The 13926-nt window shown below is 63.5% G+C and carries 10 protein-coding genes and 1 tRNA gene; 5 read left to right on the top strand and 6 right to left on the bottom strand.

Translation table 11 applies throughout. From position 1 onward, the window contains the following. Positions 1-119: 119 nt before the first annotated feature. Entirely contained in the window at positions 120-2123 is a 2004-nt protein-coding gene (locus GGD90_RS14670) for a UvrD-helicase domain-containing protein (RefSeq protein WP_153114807.1), read from the top strand. Between the two features lie 143 nt (positions 2124-2266). Here GGD90_RS14670 and GGD90_RS14675 read toward each other — a convergent pair whose 3' ends face one another. Next, complete coding sequence (locus tag GGD90_RS14675; RefSeq protein WP_153114806.1) at positions 2267-2722, bottom strand: c-type cytochrome; 456 nt, start codon at positions 2720-2722, stop codon at positions 2267-2269. A gap of 237 nt (positions 2723-2959) precedes the next feature. Between GGD90_RS14675 and GGD90_RS14680 the strand changes: the two genes are divergently transcribed. Beyond that, positions 2960-3036, top strand: a tRNA-Arg gene (locus tag GGD90_RS14680). Positions 3037-3117: 81 nt separating this feature from the next. On the opposite strand, the gene brxL is transcribed toward GGD90_RS14680, so the two are convergent. From brxL to GGD90_RS14695, 3 genes are all read right to left on the bottom strand, one after another. Next, positions 3118-5208 carry a BREX system Lon protease-like protein BrxL gene (gene brxL, locus GGD90_RS14685; RefSeq protein WP_153114805.1) on the bottom strand — a complete coding sequence of 697 codons (2091 nt, stop codon included), beginning with the start codon at positions 5206-5208 and terminating at the stop codon, positions 3118-3120. A gap of 4 nt (positions 5209-5212) precedes the next feature. Next, positions 5213-7735 (bottom strand): PglZ domain-containing protein, encoded by a 2523-nt coding sequence (locus tag GGD90_RS14690; RefSeq protein ID WP_153114804.1) that lies wholly within the window; start codon positions 7733-7735, stop codon positions 5213-5215. Between the two features lie 112 nt (positions 7736-7847). Then, positions 7848-8453: a Fic family protein gene (locus tag GGD90_RS14695; RefSeq protein WP_153114803.1), complete on the bottom strand. Its 606-nt coding sequence runs from the start codon at positions 8451-8453 to the stop codon at positions 7848-7850. Between GGD90_RS14695 and GGD90_RS14700 the strand changes: the two genes are divergently transcribed. After that, complete coding sequence (locus GGD90_RS14700; protein WP_153114802.1) at positions 8452-9177, top strand: RES family NAD+ phosphorylase; 726 nt, start codon at positions 8452-8454, stop codon at positions 9175-9177. The genes GGD90_RS14695 and GGD90_RS14700 overlap by 2 nt on opposite strands. Before the next feature lie 56 nt (positions 9178-9233). Here the strand turns inward: GGD90_RS14700 and GGD90_RS14705 are convergent, their stop codons facing one another. Then, complete coding sequence (locus GGD90_RS14705) at positions 9234-9737, bottom strand: nucleoside 2-deoxyribosyltransferase (protein ID WP_153114801.1); 504 nt, start codon at positions 9735-9737, stop codon at positions 9234-9236. Between the two features lie 419 nt (positions 9738-10156). Between GGD90_RS14705 and GGD90_RS14710 the strand changes: the two genes are divergently transcribed. Continuing rightward, a complete protein-coding gene (locus GGD90_RS14710) occupies positions 10157-10936 on the top strand; it encodes an ADP-ribosylglycohydrolase family protein (RefSeq protein WP_153114800.1) in 780 nt (259 codons plus the stop codon). A 20-nt stretch (positions 10937-10956) separates the two neighbouring features. Here GGD90_RS14710 and GGD90_RS14715 read toward each other — a convergent pair whose 3' ends face one another. After that, positions 10957-12003, bottom strand: coding sequence for a collagen-binding domain-containing protein (locus GGD90_RS14715; protein WP_153114799.1), 1047 nt, complete (start codon positions 12001-12003; stop codon positions 10957-10959). A 347-nt stretch (positions 12004-12350) separates the two neighbouring features. Here GGD90_RS14715 and GGD90_RS14720 point away from each other — a divergent pair, with 347 nt between their 5' ends. Beyond that, the gene (locus GGD90_RS14720; RefSeq protein ID WP_153114798.1) at positions 12351-13904 is read left to right on the top strand and encodes an efflux transporter outer membrane subunit; all 1554 of its coding nucleotides are present in this window, start codon (positions 12351-12353) and stop codon (positions 13902-13904) included. The last annotated feature ends 22 nt before the right edge of the window (positions 13905-13926 follow it).

Genomic DNA, 13926 nt, shown 5'->3' on the forward strand with positions numbered 1-13926 from the left:
CCGCTGGTTCTGCCTGCTGGCCGCCGCGCTATCGCCCCCGCGGTGAACCGGTGCCGTCGCCGGGAGCGCCCGGGGCCGCGTGCTAGAATCCGCGCCCCTCTCCCGCAGATGCCAGGCCGATGTCCGCAAAGCCTCCCGATCGTCTGAATCCGCCGCAGCGCGAGGCCATCCGCTACCTCGACGGGCCCTTGCTGGTGCTCGCCGGCGCCGGTTCGGGCAAGACGCGCGTGATCACGCAGAAGATCGCCTACCTGATCCAGGAGTGCGGCTTCAGGCCGGCAAACATCGCCGCCATCACCTTCACCAACAAGGCGGCGCGCGAGATGCAGGAGCGCATCGACAAGCTGCTCGGTCCCTCGTCGGGCAAGGGCCTGACCATTTCGACCTTTCACTCGCTCGGCGTGCGCATCCTGCGCGAAGAGGCCACTGCGCTCGGCTACAAGCCGAAGTTCTCGATCTTCGATTCGAGCGACTGCCAGAGCATCATCACCGACCTCGCCGGTACGGTGGACAAGGCGACGGTTCGCCGCCTGCAGTCGATCATCTCGCGCTGGAAGAACGCACGGGTGTCGCCCGATGCCGCCGCGAAGGACGCGCAGGACGAACACGAAGCGCTCGCCGCGCGCGTTTTCGCCAGCTACGCGGCGACGCTGCGTGCCTATCAGGCGGTCGATTTCGACGACCTGATCGCGCTGCCGGTCGATCTCTTCCTGCAGCACCCGGAAGTGCTGTCCAAGTGGCAGAACCGCCTGCGGTACCTGCTCGTCGACGAATACCAGGACACCAACGCCTGCCAGTACGCGCTCTTGAAGCTGATTGCCGGTCCGCGCGCGGCGTTCACCGCCGTCGGCGACGACGATCAGGCGATCTACGGCTGGCGCGGCGCCGACATCGAGAACCTGCGCGGTCTGCCGCGCGACTACCCGCAGTTGAAGGTGATCAAGCTCGAGCAGAATTACCGCTCGACGGTACGCATCCTGAAAGCCGCCAACGCGCTGATCGCGCACAACGAGAAGCTGTTCGAGAAGAAGCTGTGGTCGGAACTCGGCTTTGGCGACCCGATCACGCTCAATGTCTGCCGCGACGAGGAGGCCGAGGCCGAAACCGTGGTGATGAAGCTGCAGGCGCACAAGTTCGAAAATCGCGGCCAGTTCCGCGACTACGCCATCCTCTACCGCGGCAACTATCAGGCGCGCATCTTCGAGCAGCAGCTGCGCAACCAGCGCATTCCCTACCTGATCTCGGGCGGGCAGTCGTTCTTCGACAAGGCTGAAATCAAGGACATCACCGCCTGGCTGCGCCTGCTGGCCAACAGCGACGACGACCCGGCCTTCATCCGCGCGGTGACGACGCCCAAGCGCGGCGTCGGCGGGCAGACGCTGGAAGCGCTGGGCACTTATGCCGGCGAACGCCACATCTCGCTCTTTGCCGCCGCCTGCGAGGAAGGTTTCGCACACCGAGTTCCGGCGCGGCAGGTGGAGCCACTGCGCGAGTTCTGTGCCTTCATCAACCGTCTTGAGTGGCGCGCCAGCCGCGAGCCGCCGGCGCAGGTGCTGCCCGACATGCTCACCGCCATCGGTTACGAAGCCTGGCTCTACGACCACGAAGAGCCGCGCGCCGCGCAGACCAAGTGGGGCAACGTGCAGGAGTTCTGCGGCTGGCTCGGCAAGAAGGGCGAGGAAGAGGACAAGACGTTGATCGATCTGACGCAGACGATCGCGTTGATCAACCTGCTCGACAAGGGCGAGGCCGACGTCGACGCCGTTCAGTTATCGACACTGCACGCGGCCAAGGGGCTGGAGTTCGGTCACGTCTTTCTGGTCGGCGTCGAGGAAGGCATCCTGCCGCACCGCGAATCGCTGGCGCCGGAAAAGATCGAGGAAGAGCGCCGGCTGATGTACGTCGGCATCACGCGCGCGCAGCGCTCGCTGCACCTTTCGCACTGCGAGAAGCGCAAGCAGGCGCGCGAACTGGTCCCCTGCGAGCCGTCGCGCTTCATCGCTGAAATGGCCGACAGCGAAATGCGCATTTCCGGCGGCAAGGCCGCCAGTCCGCCCGACAAGGCGACCGGCTCGGCACGACTCAACGCGCTGAAGGCGATGCTCGGCAACAAGGCGAAGTAAGCCGCTTGCCAAGACCTGCCCGGGGTGTCGGCAGGAGTGTTTTATAACTATATGTATATATTGGGCTTTTGGTTGTGGTCTGCGGGTGCCGGGGCGAGCGGTGCGGCCGCAAGGGCCTCATCGCTCGCCCCGTCCAGGCCCGGCTATTTCACCAGCCCGATCATGTAGTCGACCGCGCTCTTCACCTCGGCATCGGAAAGACTGGTCGCGCCACCCTTGGCCGGCATCGAGTTCTTGCCGTTGAGCGCGCTGGCGTAGAGCACCGTCTTGCCTTGCGCCAGCCGCGGCGTCCACGCCGCCTTGTCGCCGGCCTTCGGTGCGCCGAGTGCGCCGCTGCCGTGGCACGCCGAACACACCGATTTGTAGATCGATTCACCATCCTTCGGCCCACTCGCCGCTGCCGGTTCTTCGCCCTTGATCGTCACGCGAGCCACCGGCTGGATGCGCAGTTCGACCGAATCGTCGCCAGTAGCCGGAGCGCCGCCCTTGCCGCGCATCGAGAGGGGCCAGATCACCACAATCGCCAGCAGCGCAACGGCAATCGTCACATAGAGGATCTTCTGCGAAGAGTGGGGAGTTTCCTGCGGGTTTTCAGACATGAGGCCTCCAGGCGAAAGGGTGAGAATTGCGCGAATCGTTAACCTGCTTGAAGACCGCGCGCGCGCTGACTCGTTCCCTTGAAAACAGTGGCTTCTGCGCGAGCGAAGGCGCCGTAGCGAACAGTTGCACTCGCGAGGTTGGCGCGGCCCGCTCGCCCCGGAAACCCCCAGGAGAGTCGCACGGCTCGCCCGGCATGGACGCCCGCCGGCGAAACCGCTATCCTTACGCCCCTGCACGCGCCCGTAGCTCAGCTGGATAGAGTATTGCCCTCCGAAGGCAAGGGTCGGACGTTCGAATCGTCTCGGGCGCGCCAGAAAATTCAATGGGTTAGGTCCTCAGGGCCTAGCCCATTTTTCTTTGGAGAGTGGGCTTTGTGCCCATTCCCAACCGAGCGTCAGCCCCGGAAGATATCGACCTTCGTCTCCAGGCACTTCCGCAAACTTAGATCACTTACGCCAACCTCGAACCACCCAGCCGGCTTCTGATAGAAGTCCAATCCCCGCCCGATCTTGATGACCCAGCCGTTGTCCAGGCGGATCTCCCGGTCATGCAGGTTGGGGTTGAGCTTCACTTCCAGTTCGACATCCATATCCAGCAGGCTCTGTTTGAGTTCGTCGAGTTTCTCGGCGATGTCGGTAAGCTGCGTGTTGTCGTCGTAACCCGTCACCAGTTTGATGTGCTTCACTGATCCGGCGTGGAGGATCGTTTCGCAGAAGCGCACGAAGTTCTGAATCTGGTGCTGCAGGCGAATGTACGGGTCTTCAATCGTCACCTCCTTTGCGCCGACGAGGTAGGGGCCGAGGATGGATTCGTAGCTGTAGCCGATGTCGCCGTACATGATCGAGAAGTGCTGCTCTTTGAGCTCAGGCACGACCGGCGGCGCAATGGCTTCTTTTGCAATTGCGGGGACTGCGGGAGTTGCTGGTTCCAGCTTTGCCGGTGCCTGTTGGGCCGCAGGTGCCGCTTCTTTCGCCTGACTCGCTTGCCCTGCGCCGACATTCAAGTTTCGCCGTGCCGGTTCCTGGGTGGCCAGCGCATCCTTTGACTCCGGGCAGAACACCAGTACCTCGGCGCCGCTCGCGTCGAAATACGACAGGTTGATCTTGGCGAACTCGTCGTCGGGTTTACGCTTGTTCATCTGCTCCTTCACCCGGCGCCGGCACTCCGTCGCATAGGCCACGTACTCCTCGAACTCCTCGTCCGTCGGTGCATCGGTCGGATGCAGAATTTTGAGGAAGGCACAGACGGTTTTCTTGATCCCCTTCTCGTCGCGTCCCTCGATCGCCTGACCAAGGCGGATGCGCTTGGTGACTTCTTCGTAGCGATTGGTGTGCTTGAATTGGTAGTGGAAGGCTTCCGCCAGGTAGTCGGTGATGAAGCCATAGTTGCTGGTCAGGAAGTCGCTGCTGTTCTTCGGCATCTCCCAACCGGGAATGTAGGCGGCGAAGCGGTCCATGATGGCTAGGTCGAACTCAGCGGGCAGGGGCTGGAAGAGGTCGTAGCGATCCGAATTGACCACCTGCTGAATCGACAGGTCGAAGTTGCCGACGAAGCTGAGGCTGGCATCGGCGATGACTTCGACGCCGCGCGAAAACCGCCCGTTCGCCATGAAGTCCTTCATGATCTGAATGGTGTCCGGGTCTTTCACCTTGATGCCGCCGACCTCGTCAAAGGCGATGGTGTCCCAGAAGCCGACCAGACCGACCTTGCGCCGCGCATTGTTGTAGAACAGCGCCGACTTGGTCGCCTGGCCCCCGGAAATCAGCGTTGCGTATGGTGAAAACTCGCTGAAGAAGTAGGACTTGCCCGTGCCGCGCGGCCCAAGCTCGATGTAGTTGTAGTTCGGCTCGACCAGGGCCGCCAGACGGGCGATGAAGTGCATCTTCACGCGCTGCGACAGCTTGGTCGGCTCCAGCCCGACGGTGCGCAGGATCACCGCGATCCATTCGTCGCGAGTGAACGCCTTGCGCCCCTCCATGTAGCGCGAAAAATCGAAGCGACTGATCTGGATCGGGCGCAGGTCCTCGATGTAGAAAGCGTAGTCGTCGTCCTCGATTGGGTTGTGCATGAGCGTCACTTCCGCCCAGATGCCGCCCTCCAGCAGGCGATCGTTATCGCGATAGAACTTTTCGCCGATGGCAATGCGCTGCGAGTTGAAGTTCTCCAGCGCCGCCCAGTGGCGCTTCTCTTTCTCGACGTAGCGGACATGTACCTTGTCGATGAAACGATGCTTGCCCTTGGTCGCCACTTTCGACTGCGCCGCGTTGGCCTCGTCGGGTTTGACGTAGTTGTCCTGCAGGCTGGCCAGCACCGCTTCCATGCCCGAATCCATTTCCGCCTGATCATCGCTGGCGCAAAACCTGGCCAGCAGAAATTCCAGGACAAAGGTCGGGACGTTGGTGCCTTTCTTGATCCGGTGCAGCAGATCCTTGCGCAGCACCTTACCGTCAAAGGCGGCGATCAGCTTCTGGTCGAGCTCATTCATGGTCTTAGACGGCATAGTCGGTTTCGAGATCGAGTTGGCAATAGACGGTATAGGTCGAAGGGTGCAGCGCCTTGATCTTGAATTTTCCTTCGAACTCCATTTGCATCTTGATGGTGACCTGTACCTTGTCGCCGGGTTTCAGCGTCAAGGTGCCGGTCGCCGGATTCACCGCGCCCGCCGCCTTGGCCTCGCCGACCACATCGCCAGCGCTGTTGTGGGCCTCCAGCAATATCTCGAAGTCGCTGTCGGTCGAGAACATGTCGGCGGTGTCCACCGCCAGATCGATTACCGGCATTCGTGTGGTGATGGTTTTGGCGCCGTTCCGGTAGCTCATCGCTACCGAGGCTTTTTTCACCGCAGGCTGCGTGGCCGTCTTCAGTTGCATGGAGATCACCGGCACCACGCATTCCTGCAAGGACGCACCGCCGTGGTAATACAGCAGTCCGTTGCGGTAGGCCGCCAAGGTCTGCGGCGCGGCAAACTTGGGAAAGTCGCCGCGGATGCCCATCTTCTCGGCGCTGACGACCAAGTGATGACCGTCGGCAGAGCCATCGCCCAGCGCGCAGCGATCATGCACCGTCATCCAGTTCCCCTGGGGCTTGGCGCACACGTCGCCAGCGCCGGCATGCGTGTTCATGAAGAAGCCGTGGTCGGTGGCGATGACCACCTCGTTGAAGCCTTTGTCCTTCAGCTTGTTGATCGAGAGGCGAATTCGCTTCAGCGCATTGGTGATCTCGGCCGGCGCGGTGTCGGGGTGGTTTTCAAAATAACTGTCGATCTCCACCGAGCGCAACACCAGCAGATCGGTGTCGGGCAAGACATCGAAACGGTTGCGCACAAAATCTTCCAGCCGCCCCTCCTGGAAGCGTTGGCCGTAGCGCTTCTTCAAGACATCCATGCGCTGCGCGACGGTATCGACGACCTGGTCGCCGAGAACTGGAACCATGCCCAGGCCGTCCTTGCGCAGCTTCAGCAGTTGCCCGGCCCCGGGCAGCAGGCTGGCCATGCCAACCGCGGTGATGCTCGGCAATTGCGCCAGTGCCGCCTGCACGTCGACTTGCCCCTCCTCGGCCAATTGCCGTTCGAGGGCGACGCCGAGCTCATAGCGCAGCGCATCGATCATGAAGAAGGCCACCTTGTGGCCATTCTTCTGCAGCTTCGGCGCGACGATGCGATCGAAGACGTCGGCGTTCGCCAGTTGTCCCGCCAGCGGCCAGCCGGTCTGTTCGACATGGCGCGTGAAGATCAGCTGCACTTTCTCGACCAGCTTTCCGTACTGCCGGCGCACCCTACCCTTCACCGGCATCATCACGCCCGGCACGTCCTGCCAGTCATAGTCGCTGACGGCCTGTTCGAACTCCCGATGCAGACGGTCCGCCTCGCGCAGGCTGCCGATATAGAAGGCCAGCAAGTTATCGAGATTGCGCGCGTGGTCTGAGAGTTGCCGTTCGAGGTCGTCGCAACTCTGCAGCAAGCCAACCGCCGAGCGGATCAAGTCCCACTGCGCGCGACTCTCGCCCTTGCCGGTCCATACCGAGCGCTCATGGCGCTCCAGGATATGCCGCACGCGCTCGAGGTCGTCGCGCAGGAGCGCCTCGATCGCGCGGGTGAGGAAGGTGCGCTCCTCGAAGGGGAAGGTATCGCGATCACCGAGGTCGGCCCAATGCCCGCAGTGACCGATCAGGTTCAGATCCTTCTCGATTTCCTCGGCACGGTCGATGTAAGTGCTCTGGGTGCGCCGGTCATTGCGCAGGCGCTCGCATAAATCCTCGACCAGTGGCTTGGCCACCCGTTCGGCCTTGGGCACATCGGCGAGCGCATTCGGCAGGGGATCGGGCAAATCGAAAACGAATTCGCTGAACAGTACGAAACGCCACAGCTCGTCGGCGATAGACGACCAGGTTTTGCCCTTGGTCTTCAGCACCAGCCCCAGGCTGTTCTTCAGCAGGTCGCGGATCTCGGATACCCAGCCCTCGTTGGCCTTCAATGCCGCTTGTTGCGCGGCGCTCGGCACCAAGAGGGCGAACAGGATGTCGCGGGCCGACTCGACGTCGAGTTGCGCGCGCAGGTTCGGCCAGCCCAGGCCGCCGCCGACGGCGTCGATGACCGCAAAGCTCGGCGACGCGTCCTCGGCAAAGATCGCCCGGATCGCCATCGTGTGGTCGGGCTTGGCCTTGAGGCAAAGGCTTTCATAGCCATCGCCGTCGCCACTCGGAAACGTCGTTCCGGCGGCTGCGATGGCGGCAAAGGGATCGATTTGATGGTCCTCGTCGGTTTCGGGCATGCGCGTCGGCACATACACCAGCAAGCCGAGCAGCGGCTTCGCCACCACATCACGCAGCGCCTGCAGCGCAGCGAGGCGACTGTCGATGCTGCTCACCGAGGCATCAACCACCGCCAGCTTGTCGCTGGCCATGGCGGCGCAAATGCCGTGGTAGCGCCGGTCCGCGTCGTACACGACCATGCAGCCCGCCTTTTGCAGGCGCGGCAGGAAGATGCTGTCTCGAATGAATTCAGTGATGCTCATGGCTGGCCGCCCGGTGGTCTCTTGTCGAGCATCAAATCACCTCTAGGGATTTTGTGGCTCACGTAGTGGCATTTCGTGCAACACAAAGTCAATTGTCGCGCATTCATGCGCTTCAAAACGCCGCCCGCCCTTCGGCGATGTTCAACAGCGCGGGGAAGCACAAGGTCGCTGCCCGCCGCCCGCTACCGTCGACCAATACCCGCAGTACCTGTGCCTCGCGCATGGCGGGAAGGATGCGCTTGGCGGTCGGTTCGGGGATGCCGGCACTGGCGACGAAGTCCGAACTCTTGAAGATTGGCCGGCCGAAGATCCAGTCCAGGGCGTGAATCGCGTACTGCGAGCGCGTCAAGTCCGCCACCTCGCGCTTCATGCGCTCGTACAGCGCGAGAATGGCCGCCGCCTTCTGCTGGTTCTCTTCGGCCTGTGCTTTCAACGCCGACAGGAAGAACATGCACCAGCCGGTCCAGTCGCCATCGCGCGATACCGCGAGCAGGCGATCGTAGTACTCGTCGCGATGCGCCTCCAGAAAGGCGCTGACATAGAACATTGGGCTGCGTATCAGTCCCGTTTGCCACATGAACAGCGGCACCAGCATGCGCCCAAGCCGGCCATTGCCATCGAGGAAAGGATGCAGCGCCTCGAATTCGGCATGCAGCAGCGCCAACTGCACCAAGCGGTCGGGGGCCTCCTCGTGGAGGTAACGCTCCCAGGCGCTCATGGCATCGGGTACCTGGACGCCCACCGCGCTCGCATCTGAGTTCGTCGGCTGGCAGGGGAGCGGCTGGCGGGCAGTCGAGGCGCAGCACAAAGTGGCGACGATGGCTCTCGTCCATGGAAACGTCGGCGCGCAGGCCGTGCTGGAAAATATCCTCGACGAGGCCAAGCCTCTGCTTCCGCCGGCAGCTGAAGGTTTGCACTGGCTGCTGTCCACGCCCTTTCGCTACCGGCCCTTGCCGGGAGGGTCGCGGTTTCGTCGACGCGAAGACCCGGGTGTCTTCTACGGCGCCGAGGAGCGCGAGACGGCGTGCGCCGAAGCCGGTTACTGGCGGCTGAAGTTCTGGAACGAAAGCACGTTTCTGAGCCAGCGAGCGAAATCGATTCCCTTGACCCTCTTCGAGTTTCACGCGGCGACGGGGCGTGCGATTGATCTGACGCGACCGCCGCTGAATGCAGACCGGGCCTTATGGACACATCCGGGCGATTATTCGGCTACGCAGGCGTTGGCCGAGAGTGCGCGGCAGGCCCATGCCGAAGCGCTGCGCTACGAGTCGGTGCGTCGTCCAGCCGGCCAATGCCTTGCTTTTCTTTCGCCCGATGTGTTCAGGGCGGTCGCTGCACCGTTCAGAAACAATCAGCAAAGCTGGAGTCTCCTGATCAATCCGCCTCACCAGATCGTCTGGCAGCGCGAACTGTCGCAGGAGTGCTGGAGCTTCGATTTCTAGTCCCGCCACAAAGTCAGTCGCCAAGCTGGCTCAAGAGCGTTGGCCGGCGCCTCACCTCATCCCGGAGCAACCGGCCGCTGCCTGAGCGATTGCAGGCAGGCTTCCAGCCCGCCTTCGACGATCGGTGCCGGCACTGCCAGCATCAGGTTGCAGGGCAGACCGAAGTTCTCGATCGCCAGACCGTTGCGGTCGTGCGTTGCTACGCCAACGTCCGGCAGCGGCTCTTCGCGTCCTTCGGCCCGTGCGACGCGCTGCACTGACGATTCAAGACGGCTGACGTAGCCGCAGACCTTCTTGCCCAGCGCATGCGCGTAGCCGAGCTCGAAGGCTGTTCCCGGGTCGGGCTCGGGACCGCGGAAGGGATCGAGATTGGCGACGACGATCTGCGCCTTGCGGATCAGTTCGAGGTTTGCCTGGAAGATGCCGGCGGCTGTCGTCTCGGCATGGTCGAGCGGCAGCAGCGGTTCAAAGCCGTGATGGCGGCAGAGCGCGCGGGCTGATTCAGCCCATTCGGCAGCATCGGGGCGAAAGACGTCGGGGCCGGCCAGATATATCTTCATCGGAATATGCGGGTAAAGGGTTCAGGGACGCAGTGCAAAAAGAGTCCGGGCTGCGAGAATCCGGGCTGCGAGAAAGCAGGAGAATGCCCAGCATGCACCGTTCCATACTTGCGTGACGCGGCGCGCATCCTGCCAGCGTTTCGCAACTTGCGGAATCCCCGGGGCACCATCGGCGCGGGCCGCCCACAGGCTGCGGCCTTGGCTCCAGGCTTTTTTTGGGGTGGTCGCCTCACGGCCGCTGCGTCAGCGCTGCCATACTGCGGGAAGAAAAAAGCGAAGAGTCTGCACCGGTTTCATGACGCGAATCAGCGCCTGCCCGACAGATCCGCGCTTTTCTTCGCGGTTTTCCGTCATCGACGATCGCGATAACGCGCCAACAAGTCGAACCGCGACAAAGCCCTTTCCGGGAGAACAGCAACATGCTCGGCGCCATCATCGGCGACATCGTTGGCTCGATCTATGAGTTCAGAAACTACCGCGCCAAGGACTTTCAGCCCTTCTTTCATCCTGGCGCCTTCTTCACCGACGATACCGTCTGTACGGTCGCCGTTGCCGATGCGCTGGTCAATGACCGGCACCCAGCGCAAGCCCTCAAGGACTGGGGGCTGCGCTACTGGGAAAACGGCGGCTGGGGTGGACGCTTCGCCGCGTGGCTGCGCTCCGACAGCCTTGAGCCGTACGGCAGCTACGGCAATGGCTCGGCGATGCGCGTTTCCCCGGCCGGTTTGCTGGCGCGGTCGCTCGAAGAAGCCATCGCGCTGGCGCACAGGGTCAGCGCGTTCACCCACAACCACCCCGAAGGCATGAAGGGCGCTGCGGCCACGGCGGCGGCGATCTATCTTGCGCGCAGCGGCACAAGCCAGGTGGACATACGCGCCTATGTGAGCGAGACCTTCGGCTACGATCTGAGCCGCACGGTCGACAACATCCGGCCGGGCTATCGTTTCAACGAAAGCTGTCAGGAGACGGTGCCGCAGGCCTTGTGCTGCGTGCTCGAAGCCAGCGACTTCGAGGATGCGATCCGCAACGCCATTTCGATCGGCGGCGACAGCGACACGATCGCGGCGATTGTCGGCGGCGTCGCCGAGGCGCTGTTCGGCATCCCCGACGCGATTGCGCAGCAGGGATGGGCCTACCTGCCACCGGAGATGCAGGCAGTGCTGACCGATCTCTACCGGCGGGCGGCGATGCCGGTGTGAGCGACTTGCGGCGAGCGCATTCAGTGGTGCGCAGAGGCGTACTTGCGCCGCGCCGCAAGCACGGCGAGCGCGCCGAGCAGCAGGGCAAGGCTGCCGGGTTCGGGCACCTGCTGGTCGGATACCGGCGCGGTGAGCGACTGCTGATGGATTTCGCCCCGCTGCGTCAGCGAATTGACGACCACCGTTCCTTCGATGTTGTTGAAATTCGTCAGTGCGGCATCAGTGGCGAGGATGGCACCGCCGAACTGGTTGTTCAGTGTCAGGCTTGTCGCGTTATAGAAGTTCCAGATGGCGACGGCGCCGACGAGAGAAGCGCTGCCGCCGAGAAAATTCGCCGAAATGTTGTAGGTCTTTTCGTCGGTATTGAAGATGATCGTCTTCGCCCCTTTGGTATCGAAAGCGAATTCGGCCAGCTTGAAGAGAGTCGTGTCGATCCCGGTCAGGTCGAAAACCGCGATGCCGCTGGCGTTGGCCAGCGCGGTGAACACCGCCCTGTTGCCATCGATGGTCACGCTGCTGCCGGTGCTCGAAAGCTGGCTCAGCTGATCAGACAGTCCGCTCAGCACGGATCTGAAGTTCGTCGAGGTCGCGGCAGCCACCTCGCTTTGCAGTGTCGCGTTGCTCGACAGGTCGTTAATCCGCCCGCTGCCGTTGAAGTTGGTGCCGCTGGCGCTGCCGGCAACATAAGCGCCGCCGTTGAAGTTGACGTTGCTGCTGCTGCCGAGAACCGCGGCGCTGCCGCTGTTGATCGTGCTGTTGGCAATGCTGCCGCCAATGACCGCGCCGAGGCCATTGACCGTAACGCCCGACGCGCTGCCACCAACCGTCAGACCGGCATAGGCAGAAGCCGGAGTGCTCGAAGGGTGTCCCGCATATTCACCGCCGGCGACGCTGCCGCCGACGTAGGTGCGCCCATCAACGTGCGATGTCGAGTTGACGCTGCCGAAAGCCACCAGATTGAACTGCTGCAGCACCTCCAGCGCCGAGAGCGGCGCTGCCTGCGCGCCGGCGCAGAGGAACTGGCTGACAAAAAGGGCGACGAGTGAAGAGGTGGTGACGAGCTTCATGGTCTGCTCTGGCGGGACGAAGATGGGCAGATAAACGCAAACTTCGGGCCTGTTAAGGGAAATTCATACGGATCAGTAATATACATGCTTTGCAGTATATTACTAAGGGCGTAACTGTCAGTTTATCCGACACGGAAGGCGCCGAAACATCCATTTGCAAACCGGCACAGTCGCGAAATTGCGCGGGCGGGTTGGCTGGCGTACCTTCGCAGCGGTATTGACTACAAATCCGTCCCCGCCTTTGACCCGATGCGTTGTCGCTATTGGAACGCCGCCGCGTTCAGGCAGTTGCCTGCACGGAAGACGACAAATCCGGCGCGGCGGGGCGCGTCCCGAATGGATCAGGAATGCCGTACTCTCTTACGTGCCGCCGCGCTTGGCCGGCACTCGGCGCGCTGCTGACGCTCGCCGGCTGCGCCGCCGTCGGGCCGGATTACGTTCCGCCCGTGCTCTCGAAAACCGAGCTGCCGGGGCAATGGACATCGCCTGTCGACGCCGCCGCGACGACAAAGTCGGCCGAATCCGCAACATCACCCGCGCCGTGGTGGGGCGAGTTGTCAGATCCTGCGCTCGACCGTCTGGTTGATGCGGCGCTGGCCACCAGCCCGACGCTTGAAGCCGCGCTCGCCCGCCTTGCCCAGGCGCGCGCGTCGACTTCGCAAGCGGCAGCGGCCGGTTCGCCAGCGCTTGCCGCCGGTGCCAACAGTCAGCGCTCGGCGACCGATTCGGCGGGGACGACCGAGCAGGATTCGTGGCTATCGACCAACGCTTCCTGGGAAATCGATCTCTTTGGTTCGGTTCGCCGTGGCAAGGAAGGCGCCCGTGCGCGCGAAGCGGCGCAACGCGCTTCGCTCGCCGATGCACGCGTCAGCCTGGCCGCCGACGTCACCGACGCCTACCTCAGCGATCGTGCCTGCCAGTCGCATCTGGCGCTCAGCGAGCAGGACGTCGCCTCGCGCCAGGCCACCGAAAAGCTCACCGCCGCCAGTGTCGAGGTCGGCTTCACCGCGCCCTACCAGGGCGTGCGCAGCAAGGCTTCGGTCGCCGAGGCGAGAACCCGGCTGGCGGCGACGCGCGCGCAGTGTGACCGGCTGGAGAATCTGCTCACCCGCCTGACCGGCGTCGACCGGCCGACGCTGATCACCATTCTGGCCGACAAGCCGACCGGGCTTGACCGTCTGCCGGAGCCGAAGCATTTCAGCGTCGCCATTCCGCGCGCGGCGCTGATGCAGCGCCCCGACGTGCGTGCCGCCGAACGCAAGGTGGCCGCCGCCTCGGCCGACATCGGGCTGGCCGAGGCCGACCGCTATCCGCGGCTGGCGCTCAACGGCTCGCTCGGCTACGCGGTCGATCGAACGAGCGGCAGTGGGTCGCTTTCGTTCGGTACCTGGTCCTTCGGGCCGTCGCTGAGTCTGCCGATTCTCGACGGCGGGCGGCGCAAGGCGGCGGTGGAGCTGGCCCGCTCGCGCTATGACGAGGCGCTCGCCGACTTCAAGGCAAAGGCACGCGCGGCGATCCAGGAGATCGAGGACGCGCTGTCGCGCTACGCTGCCGCGCACGAACGCGCCGAAACCGCGCGCGTATCGGCCAGCCAGTACCAGCGCTTCTTCGACGCCGTCGAGCTGCGCTACCGCGAGGGCGCCAGCAACCTGCTCGAGCTGGAGGACGCGCGCCGCGCCATGCTCGACGCGCAGCAGACGCTGCTCGGCGTACGCCAGGAACGTCTGCAGGCCTGGGTGGCGCTCAACCGCGCCACCGGCGGCGCGGCGCAGTACGAGGAAGCGCTGCCGATTCAGGATTCCTCGCCGACCGCCAGCGCGGGATCATCGCCGCTTCCCGCGCAAGCCGCGTCGGCAACGCCGCTGAAAACGGGCGTCGCCACCGAATTCCCTGTTCATTGAGAAAGCCCATGCCCAATTCCAG

The sequence above is a fragment of the Rhodocyclus tenuis genome (assembly GCF_014197755.1).
In the GTDB taxonomy this organism is placed as follows: domain Bacteria; phylum Pseudomonadota; class Gammaproteobacteria; order Burkholderiales; family Rhodocyclaceae; genus Rhodocyclus; species Rhodocyclus tenuis.